This is a genomic window from Rhodococcus sp. BUPNP1 (genome assembly GCF_002215235.1).
Classification (GTDB): domain Bacteria; phylum Actinomycetota; class Actinomycetes; order Mycobacteriales; family Mycobacteriaceae; genus Rhodococcus.
This window is the reverse complement of record NZ_NERM01000022.1, coordinates 52,813-77,228: the sequence shown is the minus strand read 5'-3', so window position 1 is coordinate 77,228 and position 24,416 is coordinate 52,813. Positions and strand designations below refer to the sequence as shown.

Annotated in this window: 25 protein-coding genes and 1 riboswitch; of the genes, 22 read left to right on the top strand and 3 right to left on the bottom strand. The window is 68.8% G+C overall.

The window, feature by feature from the left end; genetic code table 11:
- Positions 1-237 precede the first annotated feature (237 nt).
- A riboswitch (SAM riboswitch) is annotated at positions 238-355 on the top strand.
- 68 nt (positions 356-423) lie between these two features.
- Positions 424-1,737, top strand: coding sequence for an aminotransferase class V-fold PLP-dependent enzyme (locus B9C99_RS19935; RefSeq protein ID WP_088899071.1), 1,314 nt, complete (start codon positions 424-426; stop codon positions 1,735-1,737).
- Positions 1,738-1,945: 208 nt separating this feature from the next.
- Positions 1,946-2,578 carry an LLM class flavin-dependent oxidoreductase gene (locus B9C99_RS19930; protein WP_088899070.1) on the top strand — a complete coding sequence of 211 codons (633 nt, stop codon included), beginning with the start codon at positions 1,946-1,948 and terminating at the stop codon, positions 2,576-2,578.
- Positions 2,579-2,640: 62 nt separating this feature from the next.
- On the opposite strand, the gene B9C99_RS19925 is transcribed toward B9C99_RS19930, so the two are convergent.
- Together B9C99_RS19925 and B9C99_RS19920 are read right to left on the bottom strand one after the other, a co-directional pair.
- On the bottom strand, positions 2,641-3,171 hold the full coding sequence (locus B9C99_RS19925) for a winged helix-turn-helix domain-containing protein (protein ID WP_088899069.1): 531 nt from the start codon (positions 3,169-3,171) through the stop codon (positions 2,641-2,643).
- Between the two features lie 219 nt (positions 3,172-3,390).
- Positions 3,391-3,864: a YbaK/EbsC family protein gene (locus B9C99_RS19920; protein WP_088899068.1), complete on the bottom strand. Its 474-nt coding sequence runs from the start codon at positions 3,862-3,864 to the stop codon at positions 3,391-3,393.
- A gap of 113 nt (positions 3,865-3,977) precedes the next feature.
- Here B9C99_RS19920 and B9C99_RS19915 point away from each other — a divergent pair, with 113 nt between their 5' ends.
- Positions 3,978-4,808: a crotonase/enoyl-CoA hydratase family protein gene (locus tag B9C99_RS19915; protein WP_088899067.1), complete on the top strand. Its 831-nt coding sequence runs from the start codon at positions 3,978-3,980 to the stop codon at positions 4,806-4,808.
- 66 nt (positions 4,809-4,874) lie between these two features.
- On the opposite strand, the gene B9C99_RS19910 is transcribed toward B9C99_RS19915, so the two are convergent.
- Entirely contained in the window at positions 4,875-5,366 is a 492-nt protein-coding gene (locus B9C99_RS19910; protein WP_006550524.1) for an inorganic diphosphatase, read from the bottom strand.
- 262 nt (positions 5,367-5,628) lie between these two features.
- Here B9C99_RS19910 and dacB point away from each other — a divergent pair, with 262 nt between their 5' ends.
- The 19 genes from dacB to B9C99_RS19815 all read left to right on the top strand — a co-directional run bounded on the left by dacB (position 5,629) and on the right by B9C99_RS19815 (position 24,216).
- On the top strand, positions 5,629-6,972 hold the full coding sequence (dacB, locus tag B9C99_RS19905; protein ID WP_016692979.1) for a D-alanyl-D-alanine carboxypeptidase/D-alanyl-D-alanine-endopeptidase: 1,344 nt from the start codon (positions 5,629-5,631) through the stop codon (positions 6,970-6,972).
- Positions 6,969-8,018, top strand: a complete 1,050-nt coding sequence (locus B9C99_RS19900) for a zinc-dependent metalloprotease (protein ID WP_172415018.1) — start codon at positions 6,969-6,971, stop codon at positions 8,016-8,018. The genes dacB and B9C99_RS19900 overlap by 4 nt, the downstream gene beginning before the upstream one ends.
- Positions 7,994-9,043: a tRNA lysidine(34) synthetase TilS gene (gene tilS / locus B9C99_RS19895; protein ID WP_088899065.1), complete on the top strand. Its 1,050-nt coding sequence runs from the start codon at positions 7,994-7,996 to the stop codon at positions 9,041-9,043. The genes B9C99_RS19900 and tilS overlap by 25 nt, the downstream gene beginning before the upstream one ends.
- Positions 9,044-9,055: 12 nt before the next feature.
- Positions 9,056-9,610, top strand: coding sequence for a hypoxanthine phosphoribosyltransferase (hpt, locus tag B9C99_RS19890; RefSeq protein WP_016692982.1), 555 nt, complete (start codon positions 9,056-9,058; stop codon positions 9,608-9,610).
- A gap of 252 nt (positions 9,611-9,862) precedes the next feature.
- Entirely contained in the window at positions 9,863-12,427 is a 2,565-nt protein-coding gene (gene ftsH, locus B9C99_RS19885; RefSeq protein WP_088899064.1) for an ATP-dependent zinc metalloprotease FtsH, read from the top strand.
- Positions 12,428-12,497: 70 nt separating this feature from the next.
- Entirely contained in the window at positions 12,498-13,163 is a 666-nt protein-coding gene (folE, locus tag B9C99_RS19880) for a GTP cyclohydrolase I FolE (protein ID WP_016692984.1), read from the top strand.
- A 32-nt stretch (positions 13,164-13,195) separates the two neighbouring features.
- Positions 13,196-14,017, top strand: a complete 822-nt coding sequence (folP, locus tag B9C99_RS19875) for a dihydropteroate synthase (RefSeq protein WP_172415020.1) — start codon at positions 13,196-13,198, stop codon at positions 14,015-14,017.
- Positions 14,014-14,397 carry a dihydroneopterin aldolase gene (gene folB / locus B9C99_RS19870; protein WP_016692986.1) on the top strand — a complete coding sequence of 128 codons (384 nt, stop codon included), beginning with the start codon at positions 14,014-14,016 and terminating at the stop codon, positions 14,395-14,397. Before folP ends, folB begins: the two co-directional genes overlap by 4 nt.
- Positions 14,394-14,918: a 2-amino-4-hydroxy-6-hydroxymethyldihydropteridine diphosphokinase gene (gene folK, locus B9C99_RS19865; protein WP_088899063.1), complete on the top strand. Its 525-nt coding sequence runs from the start codon at positions 14,394-14,396 to the stop codon at positions 14,916-14,918. The genes folB and folK overlap by 4 nt, the downstream gene beginning before the upstream one ends.
- Positions 14,919-14,929: 11 nt before the next feature.
- On the top strand, positions 14,930-15,406 hold the full coding sequence (locus B9C99_RS19860; RefSeq protein ID WP_016692988.1) for a DUF3180 domain-containing protein: 477 nt from the start codon (positions 14,930-14,932) through the stop codon (positions 15,404-15,406).
- Between the two features lie 74 nt (positions 15,407-15,480).
- Positions 15,481-16,692, top strand: coding sequence for a DUF6779 domain-containing protein (locus B9C99_RS19855; protein WP_216359312.1), 1,212 nt, complete (start codon positions 15,481-15,483; stop codon positions 16,690-16,692).
- A 159-nt stretch (positions 16,693-16,851) separates the two neighbouring features.
- Positions 16,852-17,787, top strand: a complete 936-nt coding sequence (locus B9C99_RS19850) for a DUF2520 domain-containing protein (protein WP_088899061.1) — start codon at positions 16,852-16,854, stop codon at positions 17,785-17,787.
- A complete protein-coding gene (gene panC, locus B9C99_RS19845; protein ID WP_088899060.1) occupies positions 17,780-18,718 on the top strand; it encodes a pantoate--beta-alanine ligase in 939 nt (312 codons plus the stop codon). Before B9C99_RS19850 ends, panC begins: the two co-directional genes overlap by 8 nt.
- 44 nt (positions 18,719-18,762) lie before the next feature.
- Positions 18,763-19,200 (top strand): aspartate 1-decarboxylase, encoded by a 438-nt coding sequence (gene panD / locus B9C99_RS19840; protein WP_060653532.1) that lies wholly within the window; start codon positions 18,763-18,765, stop codon positions 19,198-19,200.
- Positions 19,201-19,202: 2 nt separating this feature from the next.
- Complete coding sequence (locus tag B9C99_RS19835; RefSeq protein WP_088899059.1) at positions 19,203-20,036, top strand: type III pantothenate kinase; 834 nt, start codon at positions 19,203-19,205, stop codon at positions 20,034-20,036.
- A 93-nt stretch (positions 20,037-20,129) separates the two neighbouring features.
- Entirely contained in the window at positions 20,130-20,615 is a 486-nt protein-coding gene (locus tag B9C99_RS19830; protein ID WP_088899058.1) for a rhodanese-like domain-containing protein, read from the top strand.
- Between the two features lie 53 nt (positions 20,616-20,668).
- Positions 20,669-22,180, top strand: a complete 1,512-nt coding sequence (gene lysS, locus B9C99_RS19825; RefSeq protein ID WP_088899057.1) for a lysine--tRNA ligase — start codon at positions 20,669-20,671, stop codon at positions 22,178-22,180.
- 95 nt (positions 22,181-22,275) lie between these two features.
- On the top strand, positions 22,276-22,635 hold the full coding sequence (locus B9C99_RS19820) for an Lsr2 family protein (RefSeq protein WP_006550504.1): 360 nt from the start codon (positions 22,276-22,278) through the stop codon (positions 22,633-22,635).
- Between the two features lie 150 nt (positions 22,636-22,785).
- Complete coding sequence (locus tag B9C99_RS19815) at positions 22,786-24,216, top strand: phospholipase D-like domain-containing protein (protein ID WP_088899056.1); 1,431 nt, start codon at positions 22,786-22,788, stop codon at positions 24,214-24,216.
- Positions 24,217-24,416 lie beyond the last annotated feature (200 nt).

Sequence of the window (24,416 nt, the reverse complement as noted above, 5' to 3'; positions counted from 1 at the left end):
GGCGTGCGACGCGCGGAGGAACTCGTCCGGGATGGGGGACCGGCCGACGGGGGTCGAGGATATGGCTGGCAACTCCGCGGGTCCTTCTGCTCGATGGATCTTCCGGTTATCTCACGTCCGGGTGGACGACAGGTGAACGTTCGGCGCGCAGAACGCGTGTCGTCCTCGTGCGGAGCCGGGCGACACGGGGCGGTGCGGGGTTGACACGGCACGGTCGTCCTGCCATTCTCTTCGCCAGGTCATGAGTACCAGCGTCAAGCCCCGGCTAGCTGGTCGGCAACCCTCCAACCGCGGTGGGGTGCTCCGGGTGACGACCGGGCCGTGAATCCACTACCGGACACGGCAAGCGCGGACTCCGTCGGCGACGAGAATTCTCCGTCGTAGGCGTCACCGGCGGGTCCCCGAGTACACGAGGGATTTGTCATGACTGCTGTAGCCACCGCCACCTGCGTCGCTCCGTTCGCCACCGTTTCCGGCTGTGACGTGCAGGTTCCGCTCGTCCAGGGTGGTACCTGCACCTACGCGAACTTCGACTACGCGGCGAGCGCACCGGCGTTGTCCGCCGTCACCGACCGCATCACCGAGCTGCTGCCCTTCTACGCGAGCGTGCACCGCGGCGCCGGCTACGCCTCGCGGATCAGCACCACCGCCTACGAGGACGCCCGCACCTCCGTGTCGCGCTTCGTCGGCGCGGCCGACGACCAGGTCGTCGTCTTCACGCGCAACACCACCGATTCGCTGAACCTGCTCGCGAGCGCGGTGCCCGGCGATGTCGTGGTGCTCGACATCGAGCACCACGCGAATCTGCTGCCCTGGAAGAACTCTCGCATCGTCGAGGCCGCAGACACTGTGTCGGAGACGGTGTGGCGCCTCGCGGTCGAACTCCAGCGCGCCCCCGCGGCCCTGCTCGCCGTCACCGGTGCTTCCAACGTCACCGGTGAGGTCCTGCCGATCGCCGAACTCGCCGAGCTCGCACACGCTTCCGGTGCCCGGATCCTCGTCGACGGTGCGCAGCTCGTGCCCCACCGCCGTGTCGATCTCGCCGAGCTCGGCGTGGACTACCTCGCCTTCTCCGGCCACAAGCTGTACGCGCCGTTCGGTGCGGGAGCGCTCGTCGGCCGCCGCGACTGGCTCGACGCCGCCGAGCCGTATCTCGCCGGTGGCGGCGCGGTGCGCGAGGTGCGCCTCGATCACACCGAATGGGCCTGCGCCCCTGCGCGTCACGAGGCCGGCACCCCCAACGTGCTCGGTGTCGCTGCTCTTGCCGCCGCGTGCGATGCGCTCGCCGGTTTCGACTCCGACGCGGTGACCCGTCACGAGGAGGCCCTGTGCGCCCAGCTCGTCGACGGTCTGCAGACCATCGACGGTGTGGAAGTGCTTCGGCTGTGGAACGATTCGGCCGACAGCGTGGGGATCGTCACCTTCACGGTCGACGGCTACGAGCCCGGCCACGTCGCCTCCTATCTGTCCGCCGAGCACGGCATCGGCGTCCGTGACGGACGTTTCTGCGCCCACCCGCTGCTCGCACGGGTCGGTCGCGCCGGCGGAGCCGTCCGGGCGTCGCTCGGACTCGGCAGCTCGTCCGACGACGTCGAGCGGCTCCTCGGAGCGCTCCGGTCGCTGGTCGAGAACGGACCGACGTGGGTGCACGCGAAGACCGACGGTGTGTGGAACCCCTCGCCGGAGACGCGCCCCGGTCTCGGAGCGACCGACGGCGACGCATCTCCGTGCGTCTAGCGGTCGACAATTCCCCATAGGATCAGTAGGGTAATTCGCATGGAACGGACGAGGACGATCGCCGCGGCACGCTGGTGCCGTCGCCATGTCGACCTCTGCCGTACGGCATCGGGAATCTGTCCGGACTGAAGGTCTTCTCCCTCACAGTCTTCCGGCTCACAGGCCGATCCCTCCGTGCCGCTCCGCGGCCCGTACCGAGAGGCATCCCATGTCCGTCGCATCCACCGTCACCCCTGTATCCGCAGATCCGGCCACCGCAGACCCGGCCGTCGTCGAGTCCGCCGCGATCCGGCCGTTGCGTGTCGCCGTCGAACTCACCGGTCACTCCGGGCCCGACTACTGGGCCGACCTGACCCTGGGACGTGCCGGCGACCCGCCGCTCGACCTCAGCGCCGATGTATCCAACGTCGTGCGGGTGCGTGCCGCCGACCTGCGTGAGGCCGGGAAACTGCGCGACCGCATCCGTGCGGAGGCCGCCGAGGAGGGCCGCGATCCCGATTCGGTCACGGTGCTCGTCGACGTCGAGGTCATCCTCGCGTCCGATGCCCGCACCGCGCGCACTCGGCGTACCCGTCCGGAATCCACTCGCGGGGAGGCCGCCACGCTGTCCTACGTCGGAACGCCCCACGGTCTCGCCGGGCTGATCGCCGACATCCACGCCGTGCAGGTCGCCGACGGCGTCACGCTGATCCCGCTCGCCGCGCCGTTCACCGTCGAGGATCTCGTCGACGGAACGCTGCCGTGGCTGGAGTCGCGCGGCCTCATCGAGGTCTCACCGACCGTCGTCGAGGTCCTGCGCCGGTTCGGTGAAGGTGCCCAGGCATCCGTGCGCGCTTCCTGACATATATCCGTATCACGAAGGAGGGGCAGGAGTTTCGACTCCTGCCCCTCCTTCGCATGCGTTCACGCCGTGCGGCGGTCGAGTGCTTCGACGACGTGCATGCGCGGATCGGGATCGAACCGGTAGCCCGACCCGCGGACAGTGGTGATGATGTTGCCGAAACGTCCCAGCTTGGAACGGATCCGGGAGACATGGACGTCGACACTGCGGTTGCCCCGGTCGGTGTCGAAGTCGTCGTTCTCGGAATAGCCGGCGCCGAGCGGCCTCAGTGCCGCGCGGGACACCACGACGCGGGGCCGGCGAACCAGGTGCGCAAGAATCTCGAATTCGCTGTGACTCAACTCGACCCGCTGATTGTCGAGCACCAGCCCGCGGGCCGGCAGATCGATCACCAGAGGGGTCGGGCCGGGGCTGAGGAGGGTGTGGGTGCGCGCACCCGGGAGCAGATCGAGCGCGGTCTCCCGCAGGGCGTCGGCGAGGGCGGCGAGGTCGCCCGCCGACCCGGCGTTCGTGTCCGAGATCTGCACGATGAGAACGAGTTCGGGTGCATCGACCGAGCTGCCGGGCGGGTTCTCGATGGAGGACGTGGTCATGGAAGGGCTCCGCTGGTCGGAAGGTGAACGGCGCCGGACAGGCGACTACCCGCAGTAGTGCGGCGCCGGGAAAGAGGAAGGGATGGTGCGGATCTCAGAACGCACAGAGGCACGAGCGGGTACGGCACAGGTCGACATGCCTGCGGCTCCACGCTCGGACTGTCACGACGGAGAGTGTACCCGGGTGGAGATGCCGGCGGTACCGGTAGGTGGGCGGTCTCAGTCGACGTCGACGTCGATCGCCGCGGTGATGCGCATGAGCTCCGAATAGACGGTCCGGAACAGTGTGTTCGGGCATCCGCCCGACGCCCACAGATCCGGGTAGTGCTGCAGCGCACGGTCGATGTAGGTGGGCAGGTTCGTGGGATGACCGAGTGGTGCGACGCCACCGAGCGGCTGGCCGGTGACCTCCGTGACCAGATCGGGGGAGGCCGGCACGAGCTCGCCGCCGAGCCGCTCGCCGGTCCGTTCGACCGACACGCGGTGCGCGCCGGACACCAGCAGCAGGATCGGGTCGTCGTCGAGCAGGAAGACGAGCGACTTCACGATCGCGCCCACCTCCACACCCACCGCGGCGGCGGCCTGCTCGGCGGTGTGCACGGTCTCCGGCTGCTGGACGATCAGACCGTGATGGCCGCGGGCGATGAGCGTGTCCGAGACGCGGTGGGCATTCGGATGCAGCGACCTGGTCATGGATCAAGAGTAGGAAAATCGCCGCGCTATGGGCGCGGTTCCGAGGACGCATCGTCGTCGTGTCGTGGGGTGCGGTCGGTGCGAAACGAAGATCCACAAGTTACTCTTCAGTAATGTCCGATCACTCGCCCTGGAAAGCGTTCACCGTCGAACGCAAGGATCACGTCGCACAGGTCACGCTCATCGGCCCCGGCAAGGGCAACGCCATGGGTCCCGACTTCTGGGCGGAACTGCCCGTCCTCTTCGGTGAGCTCGACGCCGACCCCGAGGTCCGCGCCGTCGTCCTCGCCGGTTCCGGCCGGAACTTCTCCTACGGCCTCGACCTCGTCGCCATGGGCGGCAGCCTCGGCGCCGTCGTCTCCGGCAAGGCGCTCGCGAAGCCGCGCACGGACTTCCACACGCTGATCAAGAGCATGCAGGCGGCCATCACGGCCGTCGCCGACTGCCGCAAGCCGGTCGTCGCCGCGGTCCAGGGCTGGTGCATCGGCGGAGCGGTCGACCTCATCTCCGCCGCCGACATCCGCTACGCGAGCGCCGATGCGAAGTTCAGCGTCCGCGAGGTCAAGGTCGGAATGGTCGCCGATGTCGGCACCCTCGCCCGGCTCCCGCTCATCATCGGCGACGGTCACGTCCGCGAGCTCGCGCTCACGGGCAAGGACATCGACGCCGCCCGCGCCGAGAAGATCGGTCTCGTCAACGACGTCCACGCCGACGCCGACGCGGTGCTGGCCGCGGCCCACGCGACCGCCGCGGAGATCGCCGCCAACCCGCCGCTCGTCGTCCAGGGCATCAAGAACGTCCTCGACCACACGCGCTCGCCGCAGGTCGACGACAGCCTCCGCTACGTCGCGGCGTGGAACGCGGCGTTCCTGCCGTCGGAGGACCTCACCGAGGCGATCACCGCCGTCTTCGAGAAGCGCCCGCCGCAGTTCAAGGGCGAGTAAGCCCGCATACGACGGATCCCCCGGACGATCGCATCGTCCGGGGGATCCGTATTTGCAGGCTCTGTGTCAGTGCCCGCCGTTGTTCTTCAGGCGCTCGACCGACGCGGTCACCTCGGCCTCGGCCTCGGCGCGACCGACCCAGTCGGCGGCCTCGACGTGCTTGCCCGGCTCGAGGTCCTTGTAGTGCACGAAGAAGTGCTTGATGGCGTCGAGTTCGAACTGCGAGACGTCGCTGATGTCCTGGACGTGATCCCACCGCGGGTCGCCGGCCGGGACGGCCAGGATCTTGTCGTCGCCACCGGCCTCGTCGACCATCTTGAACATGCCGACGGGGCGGGCCTCGACGATCACGCCGGGGAAGACCGACTCGGGCAGCAGGACCATGCAGTCGAGCGGATCGCCGTCCTCACCGAGGGTGTTCTCGATGTAGCCGTAATCGGCCGGGTAGCCGAACGAGGTGTACAGGTAACGATCGAGCTTGACGCGTCCGGTCTCGTGATCGACCTCGTACTTGTTCCGCTGTCCCTTGGGGATCTCGATGGTGACCTCGAACTCCACGCCTTGCCTCACTTCGTCGGTGTTTTTCCGGCGGATACGACATCCGTATCTGCGGTGATGGTCCGCAGAGAGGATAACGGTCGCGGCGCTAGGCTGGAGGTGCAGGTACCGGGGCCCCGAGTGCGTCACAGCAGTATGCGGCCGGCAGCGGGAAGTGCGGGTAGCTGGTCGACCAGTGTGTGCAGGATGCAGCGGAGGCGTGTTGACGGGGCAGGGCGGCAACAAGAAGCAGGGTTCACTGGCAACCAGGCGACGACGGAACATGAAGATCCTCTTCGGGATCTGGGGAGCGGGTTTCCTCGCTCTCGTCGTCGGCGGGGCCTTCGCGATCTACGACGTGCGGGCGTCCGCCGGCGCGGTCGTGCTCCCCGCACCGGCACCGGTGATCGCGACCCCCGCGGTCGCCGCGGTCTCGCCCGACGCTCCGACGCCCGATCCGACCTCGCTGGCGGCGGCACTCGATCCGGTTGTGAACAATCCCGGCCTCGGTGACTTCGCCGGGTCGATCACCGACCCCACGACCGGCACTGTGCTGTGGTCGAAGGACGCCGATCGCGCGCTGATCCCGGCCTCCACGACGAAGATCCTCACCGCCGCGGCCGCCATGCTCGTGCTGCCCTCCGACCATCGGATCACCACGCGCGTGGTCGAGGGTTCGAAGCCGGGGGAGATCGTCCTCATCGCCGGCGGCGACCCCACCCTCTCGGCGATGCCGCCCGGACAGGAGAGCTTCTACCCGGGCGGCCCTCGCATCGCCGACCTTGCCGAACAGATCCGGCGCAGCGGCGCGACGGTCGAGACCGTCCTCGTCGACACGAGCCTGTACAGCGGAGATCCGCTCGCCCCGGGCTGGTTCCCGCAGGACGTCGGCGACGGCTACGTCGCGCCCATCGAACCCGTGATGCTCGACGGCGGCCGGTTGCGGCCGCTCGAGGACGAATCGCCCCGCAGCGCGACGCCCGCTCTGGACGCCGGTCGTGCACTGGCGACGGCGCTCGGTGCCGACCCGGCGCGGGTCGCGCCCGGGTCGGCCTCGCCGGGCGCGGCGCCCATGGCATCGGTGCAGTCGGCGCCGCTCACCGTCCGCCTCGGCCAGATGCTGCGCCGATCCGACAACGTCCTCGCGGAGACCGTCGGGCGGGAGGTCGCGGTCGCGACCGGCAACGAGCACTCGTTCGAGGGCACGACGAAGGCTGTGACCGGTACCCTGCAGCAAGCGGGTCTGGACGTCACCGGAGTGACGTTGCGCGACGTCAGCGGGCTCTCGGTCGAGAACCGGATCCCCGCTCGCACGCTCGATCGCGTGATCTCGGAGGCGGCCGGACCGAACAGGACGGAGCTGCGGCCCATGCTCGACTATCTTCCCGTCGCCGGAGCGACCGGCACGCTCGCCGATCGCTACGGCACCACGACCCGTGCCGGCGCCGGATGGGTGCGGGCGAAGACCGGCACGCTGACCGAGGTCAACGGACTCACCGGATACGTCGTCGACTCCGACGGCCGCGTGCTGTCGTTCGCGTTGCTCTCCAACGGCAGGTCCCCGAGCGAGGCCCGGCCCGCCCTCGACGCCGTGGCGTCGGTACTCCGCGAGTGCGGTTGCCGATGACCGGCAAGGAGCGGGCACTCGGCGACGCGATCGACTGGTCGTTCGCGGCCGGGGTCGGCGTGCGCCTCACCCGCTCCGAGCCCGCGATGTCGCGGTACACCCGCGACGCGGTGCAGGACGAGTTGTTCTCGGCCGCCGCGCGCGCCGAGGGACCGGTGCGCGAGCACACGCGTCTCGACGACGGAACCGAGCCGCCGCCCGCGCAGGTCGTCGACCGGCCGGGCTGGGTGTGTGCGGCCGCGGCGTCGATGGCCGACCTCACCGCGACCTCGGGCGAGGATCCGGCCGGCTCCTCCCGCCGCTGGGTGGGTAAACCGGCGGGTGCGCAGGCCGGCGCCATGCTCGCCTACCTGTCGTCCGCGGTGCTCGGCCAGTACGACCCGTTCTCCCGTTCGCTGCTGCTCGTCGCGCCCAACGTCGTCGCGGTCGAACGCGCGCTGAAGGTGCCGCCCGCCGACTTCCGGCTGTGGGTGTGCCTGCACGAGGTGACCCACCGCGTGCAGTTCGCGCAGGCACCGTGGATGGCCGAGCTGATGCGCGAGGCCGCCGCCGACCTCGCCACCGCGGTCGAGGAACCGATGGGCGACGTCGCGACCCGCGTGGTGTCGGCGGTGAAGGACCTGCGCACTCCCGGCGACAAGCCGATGTCGGAGCGCGGCATGCTCGGAGTCGTACGGGCGCTGCAGGCACAATCGCAGCGCGAGTCGTTCGACCGGATCCTCGCCCTCGGAACACTCCTCGAAGGGCACGCCGATCACGTGATGGACGGTGTCGGCCCCGCCGTGGTCCCGTCGGTCGCGCGGATCCGGCGGGCGTTCGACAACCGGCGGCACCGCAACAGCAGCCCGGTGCATCGCCTCATCCGGCTCGTCCTCGGCATGGACGCCAAGATGGCCCAGTACGTGCACGGCAAGAAGTTCGTCGACGCCGTCGTCGCGAAGGTCGGCATGGACGACTTCAACGCGGTGTGGTCCGGTCCGGACGCCCTGCCCACCCTGACGGAGATCGACCATCCCGACGCGTGGATCGCGCGGGTGCTGAGCTGATCGTGGCTTCACCGTCGACCGATCGTCCGCTGCTGCCCGAGGCCCCGGCGATCCACGAGGTGCGCCTCGCCGTGCGGGCCTGGCTGGGCGCGCACCCGGCCGACGCGGTGACCGTCGCGTTGTCGGGCGGGGCCGATTCCGCCGCCCTGACCGCCGCCGCCGTCGCGGAGACCGAGGCGGTGCACGCCGTCGTCGTCGATCATCGCCTCCAGTCCGGTTCCGAGGTCGTCGCCGCGCGGGCCGCGGAGTTCGCCCGGGCCCGCGGCTGCGCGACCGTCACGGTGGTCGGTGTGGACGTCACCGGTGGGGGAGGCCTCGAGGCCGCCGCGCGCGCGGCCCGCTACCGGGCTCTCGACGAGAACCGCGACGGACGGCCCGTGCTGCTCGGGCACACCCTCGACGACCAGGCCGAGACGGTGCTGCTCGGTCTCGGCCGCGGCTCGGGTCTGCGTTCGATCCGGGGGATGGCACCCTTCGACCCGCCGTGGGGCCGTCCGCTGCTCGGCGTGCGCCGCGACACGACCCGCCGGGCGTGCGACGAACTCGGCTACCGCCCGTACGAGGATCCGCACAACACCGACGACCGGTTCACGCGCGTGCGTCTGCGCCGCGAGGTACTGCCGCTGCTCGAGGACGTGCTCGGTGGGGGCGTCGCCGAAGCCCTCGCACGCACGGCCGGGCAACTGCAGGACGACGGCCACGCCCTCGATGTCTGGGCCGGCGACCTGCTCGCGACAGCGCGGCGCGAGGACGACCTGCTCGACACCGACACGCTCGCGGCGGCTCCCGCCGCGGTGCGACGCAGAGCCCTCCGATCGTGGCTGATCGATCACACCGTCACGCCGAACGAGACGATGCTGCGGGCGGTCGACGACCTGGTAGTGGCGTGGCGCGGACAGGGGCCGGTCGCGGTCGGGCGGGGCCCGCGGACGGGGACGAGGTTGGTGGTGTCGCGTCGGCGTGGCACGCTTGCCGTGGAGTACGTCGACCGGGCGAAGGTCCGGGCGACCGGCAGCAGAAGGTAGGGAAGGACCCCGGTGTACGAGAACGACATAGCGTCGGTGCTGATCTCCGAAGAGCAGATCAAGGAGCGGACCGCAGAGCTGGCGCAGTCGATCGCCGAGCGTTACCCGGTGGGTGCGCCGGAAGGCGATCTGCTGCTCATCGGGGTGCTCAAGGGCGCCATCTTCTTCATGACCGACTTCGCGCGCGCTCTGCCGATCCCGACGCAGATGGAGTTCATGGCCGTCAGCTCGTACGGGTCGTCGACGTCGTCCTCGGGTGTCGTGCGCATCCTCAAGGACCTCGACAAGGACATCGCCGGCCGCCACGTCCTCATCGTCGAGGACATCATCGACTCGGGTCTGACGCTGTCGTGGCTGCTCAAGAACCTCTCGACGCGCAACCCCGCGTCGCTCGAGGTCGTCACGCTGCTGCGCAAGCCGGAGGCCGTGAAGATCGACGTCGAGGTCAAGGACGTCGGATTCGACATCCCGGACGAGTTCGTCGTCGGCTACGGACTCGACTACGACGAGCGCTACCGCGACCTGCCCTACATCGGCACGCTGGATCCTAAGGTCTACAGCAGCTGACCTCCGGGCGAGCCGGGTCGTGAGGTCCCCCGGCCCGGGGAACTCCGGTTCCGTCCCGATCGTTGTCGATTACGACGTCTTCCCGGTGTCGGCTCCGGCCGGTGCCGGGGCGACCGCTCGTTGCTACGCGGTAACCTTGCGTTGCCTGGTCAGTGACCGTCGCGGCATGCGGCCACCCCGGGCGCGAAGCGCCGCGACTGCGAGACCCCGACGAACTCGATCGAAAGGACCGGCCGCTCGGGCCGAACCTGTATGAACCGCAAGACAGTGTTCCGTAATCTGGCGATCGTCGCCGGCATTCTGCTGGTGATCTACGCCTTCAGTTACTTCGGCGACGACACGCGCGGTTTCACCCAGGTGGACACGTCCGTCGCGGTGTCCCAACTCGAATCGCAGAACGTCAGCGAAGCCCGCATCGACGACCGCGAGCAGCAGGTCCGGTTGTGGCTCGAGAACGGCAACGACGCGACCGAGGGCAGCACCGAGATCATCGCGAAGTACCCCGCGTCGGCCTCCGAGCAGATCTTCGACCTCGTCGCCGCGTCGGGCGCGCAGAAGTACGACACGAGCGTCACCCAGGAGAGCTGGCTGACGTCGATCCTCCTGTTCGTCCTGCCGATGATCATCCTGCTCGGCGTGTTCTTCTTCGTGATGAGCCGCATGCAGGGCGGTGGTCGCGGCGGCATGATGGGCTTCGGCAAGTCGAAGGCCAAGCAGCTGTCGAAGGACATGCCCAAGACGACCTTCGCCGATGTCGCCGGCGCCAACGAGGCCGTCGAGGAGCTCTACGAGATCAAGGACTTCCTGCAGAACCCGGCGCGCTACCAGGCGCTCGGCGCGAAGATCCCCAAGGGCGTGCTGCTCTACGGCCCGCCCGGCACCGGTAAGACCCTCCTCGCACGTGCCGTCGCCGGCGAGGCGGGCGTCCCGTTCTTCACGATCTCCGGTTCGGACTTCGTCGAGATGTTCGTCGGTGTCGGCGCCTCCCGCGTGCGCGACCTGTTCGAGCAGGCCAAGCAGAACGCCCCCTGCATCATCTTCGTCGACGAGATCGACGCGGTCGGCCGCCAGCGCGGCGCCGGCCTCGGCGGTGGTCACGACGAGCGCGAGCAGACCCTCAACCAGCTGCTCGTCGAGATGGACGGCTTCGGCGACCGCTCCGGCATCATCGTGATGGCCGCGACGAACCGTCCCGACATCCTCGACCCGGCGCTGCTGCGTCCCGGCCGTTTCGACCGTCAGATCCCGGTCACGAACCCCGACCTCGCCGGTCGCCGGGCGATCCTCGCCGTGCACTCGAAGGGCAAGCCGATCGATCCCAACGCGGATCTCGGTGCGCTCGCCAAGCGCACGGTGGGCATGTCCGGCGCCGACCTCGCGAACGTCGTCAACGAGGCCGCCCTGCTCACCGCCCGTGAGAACGGCACGGTGATCACCGAGACGATCCTCGAGGAATCGGTCGACCGCGTCATCGGCGGTCCCCGCCGCAAGAGCCGCATCATCAGCGAGCACGAGAAGAAGATCACGGCCTACCACGAGGGTGGTCACACCCTCGCCGCGTGGGCGATGCCCGACATCGAGCCGGTGTACAAGGTCACCATCCTCGCCCGCGGCCGCACCGGTGGTCACGCGATGACGGTGCCCGAGGACGACAAGGGCCTGATGACGCGTTCGGAGATGATCGCGCGCCTCGTCATGGCGATGGGTGGTCGTGCCGCAGAGGAGCTCGTCTTCCGCGAGCCCACCACCGGCGCCTCGTCCGACATCGACCAGGCCACGAAGATCGCGCGCGCGATGGTCACCGAGTACGGCATGAGCGCGAGGCTCGGCGCCGTCCGCTACGGCCAGGAGCAGGGCGATCCCTTCCTCGGCCGGTCGATGGGCGTGCAGTCCGACTACTCGCACGAGGTGGCACGCGAGATCGACGAAGAGGTCCGCAACCTCATCGAGGCCGCGCACACCGAGGCGTGGGCGATCCTCAACGAGTACCGCGACGCCCTCGACGTGCTGGCAGGCGAGCTGCTCGAGCACGAGACGCTGACCCGCAAGGACCTCGACAGGATCCTGGCCGACGTGAAGAAGCGTCCGCGGATCACGACCTTCAACGATTTCGGTGACCGGGTCCCGTCCGACAAGCCGCCGATCAAGACGCCCGCCGAGCTCGCGGCCGAGCGCGGCGAGCCGTGGCCGCCGGAACCGCCGTCGCTGACGAAGCCGGCACATCAGCACCCGCAGTATCCGGGTCAGGGTGAGGTGCCCGCTCCCGCCGGTTATCAGCCCGGCGCACAGCCGCAGTACCAGCCGGCGAACGGCTACCCCCAGCCCCAGACGCAGGCACAGCCCCACACACAGGCACAGCCCCAGCCGCAGTCGCAGCCGGTCCCGGCCTCCGAGCCGCTTCCGGGCTTCCAGCCGGCGGCTCCGTACCCCGGTGGTCCGCGGCACGCGACGCGGCCCGACTACGGCGCTCCCGCCGGATGGTCGGCTCCCGGCTGGCCGCCGCGCGAGCAGACCCCGCAGGAACAGCAGGGTCACGGGCAGCAGGGCTCGGGACAACCGCAGGGTTACGGGTATCCGCAGGGCCAGAACCCCCAGGGCTACGGACAGCCCGGCTACGGACAGCCTCAGGAAACGCAGAGTTTCGGGCGTCCGCAGGAGTCGCAGGACGCCGACCGTCCGTCGGACTCCGGCGACAACGGTGCGGGAGATGCGCACCGCGGTGACAACCACGTGGGAGACTCGCAACCGCGCGATGGTTACGGCGCTCCCGAGCCCCCTCCCACACAGCGGTGGGAAGGCCCGGCCGGCCGGCACTGATCCGTGTCGGTGAGTCGGTACCGGGCGCACATCGGGACCGTCGGTTCCGATGGAGACGAGTGAGCGAAGAGTGGAGGGCGAGCGGGTGTCGGTGAACCACCTGAAGTCGGATACGGGTTCCGACCCGGAGGATGTGACGACCCACGAGTTGAGCGTGGACGCGGGACGCACGTTCGATCAGGCCCGAGCCGAAGCGGCCGTGCGCGAACTGCTGATCGCAGTGGGTGAGGATCCGGACCGCGAGGGCCTGCGCGACACCCCCGCCCGGGTGGCCCGTGCCTACCGTGAGGTGTTCGGGGGACTGTTCACGGACCCGGACGAGGTCCTCGACACGACCTTCGACGAAGGCCATCAGGAACTCGTCCTCGTGCGCGACATCCCGATGTACTCGACGTGCGAGCACCACCTCGTGTCGTTCCACGGGGTCGCCCACGTCGGATACATCCCGGGCCCGACGGGCCGCGTGACGGGTCTGTCGAAGCTGGCGCGTGTCGTCGACCTCTACGCCAAGCGTCCGCAGGTCCAGGAGCGCCTCACCAGCCAGATCGCCGATGCCATGATGCGCAAGCTGCAGCCGCGCGGCGTGATCGTCGTGGTCGAGGCCGAGCACCTGTGCATGGCGATGCGTGGCATCCGCAAGCCCGGCGCCAGCACCACCACCTCCGCCGTGCGCGGGTTGTTCCAGACCAGTTCGGCGTCGCGTGCCGAGGCCCTGGACCTGATCCTGCGCCGGTGACCGTCTTTCCTGCCGAACAGTGGCCCGTCGTGATGGGCGTACTGAACGTCACGAGTGATTCCTTCTCCGACGGCGGTCGCTATCTGGACCGCGAGACCGCGATAGCCCGCGGCTTCGAGCTGCGCGAGCTCGGCGTCGACATCGTCGACGTGGGTGGCGAGTCCACCCGGCCCGGGGCCGTGCGCGTCGACCCGGAGGTCGAGGCGTCCCGCGTGGCGCCGGTCATCGCGGCCCTGTCGGAGGCGGGCATCCCCACGAGTGTCGACACGATGCGCGCCTCGGTCGCCGAAGCGGCCGTGGAGGCCGGAGTGACGATGATCAACGACGTCTCGGGTGGGCGGGCCGACGCCGACATGGCCGCGGTGGTCGCCGAGGCCGGGGTGCCGTGGATCCTCATGCACTGGCGTCCCCTCGGCGAGTTCGTCCACGCGGGCGGTTCGACGCACTACGACGACGTCGTCCGCGAGGTCCGCGACGAGCTGCTCACGCAGGTCGACATCGCGGTGGCCGCAGGCGTGGACTCCGAGAAGATCGTGCTCGATCCCGGTCTGGGATTCGTGAAGGAACCCGACCACAACTGGCAGTTGCTGCAGCGTCTGCCCGAGCTCACCGAACTGGGTTTCCCGGTGCTCATCGGGGCGTCCCGGAAGCGTTTCCTCGGTGCGTTGCTCGCGGCGCCGGACGGCACGGTCCGGCCGCCCGCGGGCCGCGAGGTCGCCACGGCGGTCGTCTCGGCGCTCGCCGCCACCCACGGCGCGTGGGGCGTACGCGTCCACGATGTGCAGGCATCCCGCGACGCGCTCGCGGTGGTGCGTGCCTGGCAGCGCGGCAGCGCGGAAGGAGTGCACGCGTGAGCGACCGCATCGAACTCCGGGGACTGACGGTCCGCGGCAACCACGGCGTCTTCGAGCACGAGAAGCGGGACGGCCAGGACTTCGTCGTCGACATCGTCGTGTGGCTCGATCTCGCGCCGGCCGCGGCGTCCGACGAGCTGACCGACACGCTGCACTACGGCGAACTCGCCGAGCGTGCTGCGGCGATCATCGCCGGTCCGGGTCGCGATCTCATCGAGACGGTCGCCGGGGAGATCGCCGACGAGGTGCTCACCGACCCGCGTGTCTCCCGGGTGGAGGTCACGCTCCACAAGCCGTCGGCACCGATCCCGCTGACCTTCGGCGACGTCGCCGTGGTGATCGACCGCTCCCGCAGCGACGCGACCGGGAGCGCCTCATGAGCCGTGCCGTGCTGTCCATCGGATCGAACATCGGCGACCGGCTCGCGCATCTGCGGTCGGTCGTCGACGCATTGGGTGAGCGGGCCGTCGCCGTCTCGGCGGTGTACTCGACGGCACCGTGGGGCGGCGTCGAGCAGGAGGACTTCCTCAACGCCGTCGTCGTCGCGGAGGACGCCGCCTTCGGTCCGCGCGACTGGCTGCGGTTCGGTCAGGAGCTCGAGGAGGCCGCCGAACGCGTCCGGATCCGGCGCTGGGGTCCGCGCAGCCTCGACGTCGACGTCGTGACCTGCGACAACGGCGAGGGTGAGGTGCGCAGCGACGATCCGGAGTTGATCCTGCCGCATCCGCGCGCACACCAGCGGGCGTTCGTGCTCGTCCCGTGGCTCGACGTCGAACCCGAAGCGGTCCTCTCCGCCGACGGCCGGCGGCTGGGCATCGGCGAGTGGCTCGGCGAACTCGACGCCGCCGAACGCGAGGGTGTGCATCGCACCGACCTGACGCTGACCGGGCCGACGACCTAGGGACGCAGCGAGTGCTGAAACAGACCCGGATCCGAGATCTGCTGGCGCTGGCCGTGCTGGCAGCGATCGTCGCGTGGCTGCTCGTCCGCACGATGTACGGCTCGCTGCCGCCCATCCCCGTCTACGCGGGAGCCTCGCTGTATCCCGTCGCGATCATCGAGGTGATCCTGGCGTTCATGATCCGGTCGCGGGTCGGCAAGCACGAGATCGGTGAGGGCCCAGGCAGGCTCCATCCCATCACCGCGGCCCGGGCGGTCGCGCTCGCCAAGGCGTCCGCACTGGTGGGTGCCGCGAGCGCCGGAGTGTGGGCCGGCTTCCTGCTGTATCTCGTGCCGCAGCGCGGAGTCGTGCAGGCCGCCACCGACGACACCTCGGGTGTGCTCGTCGGAGCCCTCGCCGGCATCGCGCTGGCGGCGGCCGCGCTGTGGCTCGAATACTGTTGCCGGACACCGGAAGACCCCGACGAACCGAACGAACCGGCGCTCTGACCTCGGATTTCGCGGTGGGGCAGGGCGTGTCGTCCGGCACCGATCGGCGGACCCACCCAAGTACCCTGATGGTCATGGCAACCTCGGCGCGACCAGACAGGAATCGCCGTCCGTGGCGCAGTACCGGCTCGATGATCGTGGCCGGTCTGCTCGCTTTGGCGATGATCGCCTCGCTGTTGTTGATCTTCAGTGAGAGCGTGCAGTTGCTGCGTGTCGCGGTGGTCGTCGCCCTGTGGGCCGCGACCGTCGGAGCCATCGCGATGAACAAGTACCGCCGGGAATCGGCGCTCGACCGGGCGAAGGCCGACGACCTGAAGACGGTCTACGAACTGCAGTTGCAACGGGAGATCGCGGCGCGGCGCGAGTACGAGCTGACCGTCGAGGAGAAGGTCCGTTCCGATCTGAAGCTCGACGCCGGTGAGATGGCGGCCCTGCGCACCGAGCTGGCCACCCTGCGCCGCACGCTCGAGATGTTGTTCGACGGCCGGTTGCCCGACGACGTCGTCGCCCTCGAAGGCCAGGCGGAGAAGCTGCGTGAACTGAGCGAGGCGGCGCGAGTGTCCGCTCCGCGTCCGTCGGGGCCGGCCTTCGCGTCTCCCGACGACGAGCCGGTCACCGCGGAGACCGAATCGGTCGAGGCGGCCATGCGCGCGGCGAAGGCGTCGGAGAAGACACCCACGAAGGGTGACGGCGCAGAACCGCAAACCGAGAAGCAGGCGAAGGTCGAGGCTGCGTCCGGGAAGACGGCTACCGGGAAGACGGCTACCGGGAAGACGGCTACCGGAAAGACGGCGACCGGAAAGACCGCGACCGGGAAGGGCACGTCCGAGAAAGCTGCGACCGGGAAGGTAACGGCTGGAAAGGCGACCGCAGGACCGGACGTCGAGGACGCCGAGATCGAGGACGCGGAAGTCGAGGAGCCGAAAACCGAGAAGCCGGAGACCGAGAAGCCGAAGACTCCGGACCCGAAGACCGGGGCCACGAAGGCCGCCGGCGCCGAGAAGACGGCGGACGGGAAGCCGGAGCCGCAGAAACCCGGCAAGCACGAGTCCGGATCCGATCCCGACCCGCAGACGGGCGCAGACGAGGCCGGAGCGAAGTCGAAGGGCGACGACCCCGCGGAGGGGAAGGACACCGCCGCGAAGGCCGATGGAGCTGCGGAAACGACCGAGGAGGACGACGAGGACGACGACGAATCGTCCGGACGTCGCTCCCGGCGCCGTCGCGCCAACGGTGAGGGCCGGACGGTCGCGGAGATCCTGGCGTCGTTGTCGGCCGAGCGCTGATCACGGGACGGTCGCGCGGCAGGTCGCGCCTGCCCCACCTCGGTCGATGAGGCGCAGATCACTCGGCTCGACCGTGGCGAGCCCCGGAAAGCGCGCGCTATTGTCGAGCGGAACGTCCGGTACCCGCTGAGCGGGACTGGAACGAACGAGAGGACTCCCGTGAATTCCTTCGGGATCACCAACGCACCCGCGCCTGCGCGCCTGTCGGTAGGAATCGTGTCCGCCGGACGGGTCGGCACTGCACTCGGCGCAGCTTTCGAACGCGTCGGTCATGTCGTCGTGGCCTGCTCGGCCGTCTCCGACGTCTCGCGGCACCGTGCCGCCACCCGCCTGCCGGATTCGCAGATCCTGCCGGTCGACGAGGTTGCCGGCCGCTGCAATCTCCTTCTTCTCGCCGTTCCCGACACCGAACTGTCGTCCCTGGTCAAGGGCCTTGCAGCCACCGGTTCGGTCGCTGCCGGCACGATCGTCGTCCACGTCTCCGGTGCCCACGGCACCGCGATCCTCGAGCCGCTGACCGAGCAGGGCGCCGTGCCGCTCGCGATCCATCCCGCGATGACCTTCACCGGCCATGACGAGGACATCGACCGGCTCTCCTCCGCGTGCTTCGGCATCACGGCCGCCGACGAGATCGGCTACGCCATCGCGCAGTCCCTCGTCCTCGAGATCGGCGGCGAGCCGGTCCGCGTCCCCGAGGCCATGCGCACGACCTACCACGCCGCGCTCGCGCACGGCAGCAACCACTTGGTCACGCTGGTCGCCGACGCCGTCGAGGCGCTGCGCAGCGCCCTGCAGGGGGAGGAACTGCTCGGCCAGCAACTCGTCGACGCCGCCCCCGGTGGAGTCGCCGAGCGGGTGTTGCAGCCATTGCTCTCCGCGGCGGTCGACAACGCGCTGCGGCGCGGGCCCTCGGCCCTCACCGGGCCGGTCGCGCGCGGCGATGCCGACGCCGTGGCCGCGCACCTGCGTGCGCTCGAGGCCGTCGACCCGCAGATCGCCGCCGGGTACCGCGCGCTGTCGCTGCGATCGGCACAACGGACCGGGTCGAAGCCGGAACTGATGGCAATTCTCGAAGGAGCTGAATACGGTGAGTGAAGCAGGACAGCGCGGATACGTGCGAGGTGAACTGACCGTTCGCCACGATCCCGCAGGCCTGACCAAGGTCACCCGGGCTCTGCGCGGCGTCGGCCGCACCGTCGCACTCGTGCCGACGATGGGTGCGCTGCACACCGGTCACCTCGAACTCGTGCGCCAGGCCAAGCTCACCGGTGCCGTCGTGGTCGTGTCGATCTTCGTCAACCCGCTGCAGTTCGGGAAGAACGAGGACCTCGACGCCTACCCACGCACTCTCGACGCCGACCTCGAACTGCTCCGCGAAGCGGGCGTCGAACTCGCCTTCGTGCCGACGGTCTCGGCGATGTACCCGCAGGGCCCGCGCACAACGATCCACCCGGGTCCGCTCGGGTCGGAGCTCGAAGGTGCTTCGCGCCCCGGGCATTTCGCGGGCATGCTGACGGTCGTCGCGAAGCTGTTCAACATCGTCGGTCCCAACACGGCGTTCTTCGGTGAGAAGGACTACCAGCAGCTCACCCTGATCCGTCAGATGGTCGCCGACCTGAATCTCGACATCCGCATCCTCGGCGTTCCCACCGTGCGCGAACAGGACGGGCTCGCACTGTCCTCCCGCAACCGCTATCTCGACCCCGAGCAGCGCGAGATCGCGACCACGCTGTCTGCGGCGCTCGTCGCCGGCGCACACGCCGCAGCAGGCGGATCCGAGGCGATCCTGTCCACGGCACGCGACGTGCTCGCGCAGAGCCCACAGATCGAGGTGGACTATCTCGAGGTGCGCGGCGCCGATCTGGGGCCGGCACCCGAACGCGGCGACGGCCGACTGCTCGTCGCCGCACGGCTCGGCTCCACACGCCTCATCGACAACGTCGGGGTCGCCGTCGGCACCGGTTTCCTCGAACGAGCCACCGGCCCGGTGGATCCCGACGCCGAAGACGACCTGACGAACCGCTGACCCACCGATCGAATTCGGAAACGAGAAAGAAACCGAGGACGAGCATGTTCCGCACCATGATGAAGTCGAAGATCCACCGCGCCACGGTCACCCACGCGGATCTGCACTATGTCGGTTCGGTGACCGTCGACCAGGATCTGATGGACGCCGCGGATCTGCTCGAGGGCGAGCAGGTCTGCATCGTCGACATCGACAACGGCGCCCGGCTCGAGACGTACGTCATCGCCGGTGAGCGTGGATCGGGCGTCATCGGGATCAACGGTGCCGCAGCACGTCTCGTCAGCCCCGGCGATCTCGTCATCCTCATCGCCTACGGCGTGATGAACGAGCAGGAGTGCAAGGACTACAACCCGCGCGTGGTGTTCGTCGACGCCGACAACCGCCAGGTCGAGCTCGGCAACGATCCCGCCCACGCTCCCGAGGGCTCGGGCCTGATCACGCCGCGGATGCTGTCGACCCTCGACTCGCCGTCCCTGGTCTAGAGGTGCTCCTCACCGTCGACGTCCGCAACACCAATATCGTCCTGGGGGTGTTCGCGGGCAGCGGCTCGCACGCGCGGCTGCTGCGCGACTGGCGCGTCCGTACCGACCCCAGGATGACCGCCGACGAGATCGCCCTGCTGTTCCGCGGTCTGCTCGGCGAATCCGCCGAGCAGGTCACGGGGGTGGCGGCGCTGTCGACCGTGCCGTCGGTGCTGCGCGAGCTGCGCGTCATGCTCGACCGCTACTGGTCGTCGGTGCCGCACGTCGTGGTGGAGCCGGGGGTGCGCACGGGAGTGCCGCTGCTCGTGGATAACCCGAAGGAGGTCGGCGCCGACCGCATCGTCAACAGTCTGGCGGCCTACCACTTCTACGGATCCCCGTGCATCGTCGTGGATTTCGGGACGTCCACGTGCGTCGACGTCGTGTCGGGCAAGGGGGAGTTCCTCGGCGGGTCCATCGCTCCGGGTGTGGAGATCTCGATGGATGCGCTGGCGTCGCGGTCGGCGGCGCTGCGGAAGGTCGAATTGCTCCGTCCCCGAGGTGTTCTGGGTAAGAACACCGTCGAGTGCATGCAGTCCGGGGCCGTCTTCGGGTTCGCCGGGATGGTCGACGGCATCGTGCGGCGGATCTGCGCCGAGGTGCCCGGTTTCGACGGCGACGACGTGGCCGTGATCGGCACCGGCGACAGTGCGCCGCTGATCATGCCGGAGTCGCGCACCCTCGAGCACCACGAGCCGGATCTGACCCTCGAGGGGCTGCGTCTGGTGTACGAGCGGAACCAGGCGAGACGAGCGGCACGCGGAACTGCGGGTTCCGCTGAGCGTCATTCTGTGTAAAGATGTTCCTCGTGATCCGTTGCATGAGCACCCAGGAGTGTTGTCGAGGCTGACCGCCGCCTCGACCGATAACACTTTCCTGGGAGTTCTCTCATGCGCGCTGCGCTTCTTTCCACCACTTCTGTTTCCACCGCTGCTCCGGTTGCCGCTTCCACGGTTGCCACTACTGCTCCGGTCGCCTTCCACCGGCTCGCCGTCGAGCGCACGTATCCCACCGAACTGGCCGCAGCGGTCGCCCGCGGCGCCGTCGTCGTCGACATCCGCTCGAACGCCGAACGTGCCGCTCAGGGAACACTTCCCGGCGCGCTGGCCATCTCCGCCGATCTCGTCGCCGAGCGGCTCGATCCGAGCGGCCCGGGCCGTCTCGCCCTCGCCGTCGACCGCGACGTCGAATGGATCCTCGTCTCGTCCGACGGCGCGAGCTCGCACGGTGTGGTCACCGAACTGCACACGCAGGGTCTGCGCCGGGTCACCCACCTCGCCGGAGGCTACGACGCCATCCGCGCGGCCCGCCTGGTCGGCGCAGTCGCCGAGGCCCAGCACGTCGCGCAGGACGTGGCGCGGGTCACCGCTCACTGAAAGCGCGCATCTGCAGGATTGACGACCCCGGGTGTCCGATAGTCTGGTTACCCGTGAGTGATGCCACCGTTCAGCAGCCCGACGACACCCCCGAGCAGATGCGGGTCCGCCGCGAGAAGCGCGAACGGCTCCTGGCACAGGGTTCGGACGCCTATCCCGTCGAGATCCCGCGCACCCATACGCTTGCGGAGATCCGCGCCGAGTATCCCGACCTCGAACCCGACACCGCCACCGGCACCGTCGTGGGCGTCGCCGGCCGCGTGATGTTCTCGCGTAACACCGGCAAGCTGTGCTTCGCGACGCTGCAGGAGGGCGACGGCACCCAGCTGCAGGTCATGCTCAGCCTCGCCGGCGTCGGCGAGGAGGCGCTCGCCGCCTGGAAGTCCGAGGTCGACCTCGGCGACATCGTGTTCGTGCACGGCGAGGTCATCAGCTCCCGTCGCGGTGAGCTCAGCGTCATGGCCGACTCGTGGACCATGGCATCGAAGGCGCTGCGTCCGCTGCCCGTCGCGCACAAGGAGATGAACGAAGAGGCGCGGGTGCGTCAGCGCTACGTCGACCTCATCGTGCGTCCCGAAGCACGTCGCAACGCACGCATGCGTGTCGCGGTGGTGCGCGAGCTGCGCAACGCGCTCGAGCGTCGCGGCTTCCTCGAGGTCGAGACGCCCATGCTGCAGACCCTGCACGGCGGTGCGGCGGCCCGCCCGTTCGTGACGCACTCGAACGCGCTCGACATCGACCTGTACCTGCGTATCGCGCCGGAACTGTTCCTCAAGCGCTGCGTGGTCGGCGGTATCGAGAAGGTCTTCGAGATCAACCGCAATTTCCGTAACGAGGGTGCCGACTCGACGCACTCGCCGGAATTCTCGATGCTCGAAACGTACGAGGCGTACGGCACCTACGACGATTCGGCCCGGATGATCCGCGAGATCATCCAGGAGGTCGCGTTCGCGGTCTTCGGCAGCCACGTGGTGACGCTCGCCGACGGTACGGAATACGACCTCGGGGGTGAATGGAAAACTCTCGAAATGTATCCCTCGCTGTCCGAGGCGATCGGCACGGACGTGACCCCCGACACCACGCTCGAGGAATTGACCGCTCTCGCGGATCGCGTCGGTCTGGAGATTCCCGAGGGCAAGGGCTGGGGCCACGGCAAGCTCGTCGAGGAACTCTGGGAGCACATGTGCGGCGACCAGTTGCACGAGCCGACCTTCGTGCGCGATTTTCCCGTCGAGACGTCGCCGCTGACACGCGATCACCGCACCGTGCGCGGGGTCACCGAGAAATGGGATCTGTACGTCCGCGGTTTCGAACTCGCCACGGGTTACTCGGAACTCGTCGATCCGGTGATCCAGCGCGAGCGTTTCGTCGACCAAGCGCGACTGGCCTCGGAAGGTGACGACGAGGCGATGGCCCTGGATGAGGATTTCCTCGCCGCGATGGAACAGGGAATGCCGCCGACCACCGGTACCGGAATGGGAATCGACCGTCTGCTGATGGCACTTACCGGTCTGGGAATCCGCGAAACAATCCTGTTCCCGATTGTCCGACCGAACACCCGTTAATCGGATTTCGCCGCTCCATATTGCGATGCGTTAATCGGCGGGTAGTGTGGTGCCCGTCCCGCGGGGGGAAGCGCATGCGAGAGGATTTACACCACATGGCGAAGAAAGTCACTGTCACCCTGATCGACGATGTGGATCAGGAATCGGCGGCGGACGAATCGGTGGAGTTCGGTCTCGACGGAGTGACGTACGAGATCGACCTTTCCGAGGACAATGCGGCACGGCTGCGCGAGCAGTTGGAATTCTGGATCGAACACGCTCGCAAGGTCGGCGGCCGTAAGCGGAGCAAGACCGCGGCCGGAACTGCGCCGGCTGCGCGCAAGAGCGGATCCGGAAGTGCGGGTCGCGAGCAGACGGCCGCTATCCGTGAATGGGCGCGGAACAACGATCTGCCGGTTTCGGCGCGTGGCCGAATCTCTGCGGAGATCGTCGAGGCGTACAACAAGGCGCACTGACGAAATCCTCGTCCGTGGGGCGTCGTCCATCCGTGGACGGCGCCCCACAGTCGTCGATGGGCGGGTTCGGTTGCGGCACAGTGGTGCTCGTCACACCATCCGGTTGTGCGGACGAACCGGCACGATGCGGTGGGGGAGTAGCATCCGCTCATGGCCGAGACCGTGCTCGAACCTGGTTCCACCTGCTGGCGAATCGCGCGAGCGGAGAGGTTGACCTGCATAGTCGACGCGGCCGACTATTTCCGTCACGCCAAGTCGGCGATGCTCCGCGCGGAAAAGCGCATCATGTTGATCGGGTGGGATTTCGACACCCGGATCAAGTTCGAACCCGACGGCGCGACTCTCGAGGGGCCGAACAAACTCGGTGAATTCCTCGAATGGCTTCCCGAGCGACGCCCCGATCTCGATATTTATCTGCTCAAGTGGAACATCGGTGCGTTCAGTGCCCTCGCGCGCGGAATGACGCCGGTGTTCGTGCTCGATTGGCTCACCGACCCACGCCTGCACTTCGAAATCGACGGGGCGCATCCTGTGGGCGCGGCGCATCATCAGAAAATTCTCGTCGTCGACGACAGCATCGCTTTCTGCGGCGGTATCGATATGACCGTCGATCGCTGGGACACCCCGGATCATCCGGACCGGAGCAAATACCGCCGGGAGCCGAGCGGTAAACGCTACGGGCCGTGGCACGACGTGACGACCGCCGTCGACGGTGATGCCGCGCGGACCCTCGGCGACCAGGCTCGCGCCCGGTGGAAGGCGGCCACGGGGGAGGAGCTCGATCCCGTGCCGGAGCCGGAACCGATCTGGCCCGACGATCTCGAACCGACCCTCCACGGTGTGGACGTCGGTATCGCTCGCACGCTGCCCGCCTACGACGGGAAGGACGGTGTCCACGAGATCGAGGCGCTGTACCTGTCGGTGATCGAGAAGGCGCGGCACACCCTCTACCTCGAGAGTCAGTACCTGGCCTCGCGCAGGATCGCGGACGCGCTCGCCGAACGACTGCAGGAACCGGACGGTCCCGAGATCGTCGTGGTGATCCCGCGCAACGCCGAGGGCTGGCTCGAACGCAAGGCGATGGACGGTGCCCGCCGGGCCCTGCTGCACATGCTGTGGGAGGCCGACGTGCACGGCCGATTCGCGGCCTACTATCCCGTCACCGCCGGCGGCGAGCCGATCTACGTGCACGCGAAGGTCGTCGTCATGGACGAGACGCTGCTGCGGATCGGGTCGTCGAACCTGAACAACCGTTCGATGGGCTTCGACACCGAATGCGATCTGGCCATCGAGTCCGCCGAGCCCGGCGACGCGGTCGGCCGCGCCGCCGTCGAGCTGCGCAACATCCTGGTGGCGGAACATCTCGACGTCGACCCCGAGGTGATCGCCGAGGCCACGAAGGACGGCGGTTCGCTCATCTCCACCATCGAGCGGCTGCGCGGTCCGGGACGTTCGCTGCGGCCGTTCGAACCGGGTACGGTGTCGGACGAGGACAGTGTCCTCGCAGAAAGTGCTCTGGCCGACCCCGAACGCGCCTCGCGGAGTTTCGGACGCAGGATCGAGCGATTCTTCGCCCGTTGATCTCCCACTGCCGCTGTTCGCTTGTGGCGTACAGCTTGCGGAAACGTATCCGCCACGTGCAGCGTTAACTTCTGAAACCGGGTTTTCTCGCCGCCTTCCGAAGGGTAGAGGGAAAGCGAGTCGATACCACGACCACTAGAGTGTGGAGTGGGAGCTTGGAACCTCTGAAAGGTTCCGACGAACGACTCGAGTGCCGGAGC

Coding starts and splice junctions, on each gene's coding strand:
- B9C99_RS19935 (WP_088899071.1), top strand. CDS start 424: ATGACTGCTGTAGCCACCGCCACCTGCGTCGCTCCGTTCGCCACCGTT.
- B9C99_RS19930 (WP_088899070.1), top strand. CDS start 1,946: ATGTCCGTCGCATCCACCGTCACCCCTGTATCCGCAGATCCGGCCACC.
- B9C99_RS19925 (WP_088899069.1), bottom strand. CDS start 3,171: ATGACCACGTCCTCCATCGAGAACCCGCCCGGCAGCTCGGTCGATGCA.
- B9C99_RS19920 (WP_088899068.1), bottom strand. CDS start 3,864: ATGACCAGGTCGCTGCATCCGAATGCCCACCGCGTCTCGGACACGCTC.
- B9C99_RS19915 (WP_088899067.1), top strand. CDS start 3,978: ATGTCCGATCACTCGCCCTGGAAAGCGTTCACCGTCGAACGCAAGGAT.
- dacB (WP_016692979.1), top strand. CDS start 5,629: ATGAAGATCCTCTTCGGGATCTGGGGAGCGGGTTTCCTCGCTCTCGTC.
- B9C99_RS19900 (WP_172415018.1), top strand. CDS start 6,969: ATGACCGGCAAGGAGCGGGCACTCGGCGACGCGATCGACTGGTCGTTC.
- ftsH (WP_088899064.1), top strand. CDS start 9,863: ATGAACCGCAAGACAGTGTTCCGTAATCTGGCGATCGTCGCCGGCATT.
- folP (WP_172415020.1), top strand. CDS start 13,196: ATGGGCGTACTGAACGTCACGAGTGATTCCTTCTCCGACGGCGGTCGC.
- folK (WP_088899063.1), top strand. CDS start 14,394: ATGAGCCGTGCCGTGCTGTCCATCGGATCGAACATCGGCGACCGGCTC.
- B9C99_RS19855 (WP_216359312.1), top strand. CDS start 15,481: ATGGCAACCTCGGCGCGACCAGACAGGAATCGCCGTCCGTGGCGCAGT.
- panD (WP_060653532.1), top strand. CDS start 18,763: ATGTTCCGCACCATGATGAAGTCGAAGATCCACCGCGCCACGGTCACC.
- B9C99_RS19830 (WP_088899058.1), top strand. CDS start 20,130: ATGCGCGCTGCGCTTCTTTCCACCACTTCTGTTTCCACCGCTGCTCCG.
- B9C99_RS19820 (WP_006550504.1), top strand. CDS start 22,276: ATGGCGAAGAAAGTCACTGTCACCCTGATCGACGATGTGGATCAGGAA.
- B9C99_RS19815 (WP_088899056.1), top strand. CDS start 22,786: ATGGCCGAGACCGTGCTCGAACCTGGTTCCACCTGCTGGCGAATCGCG.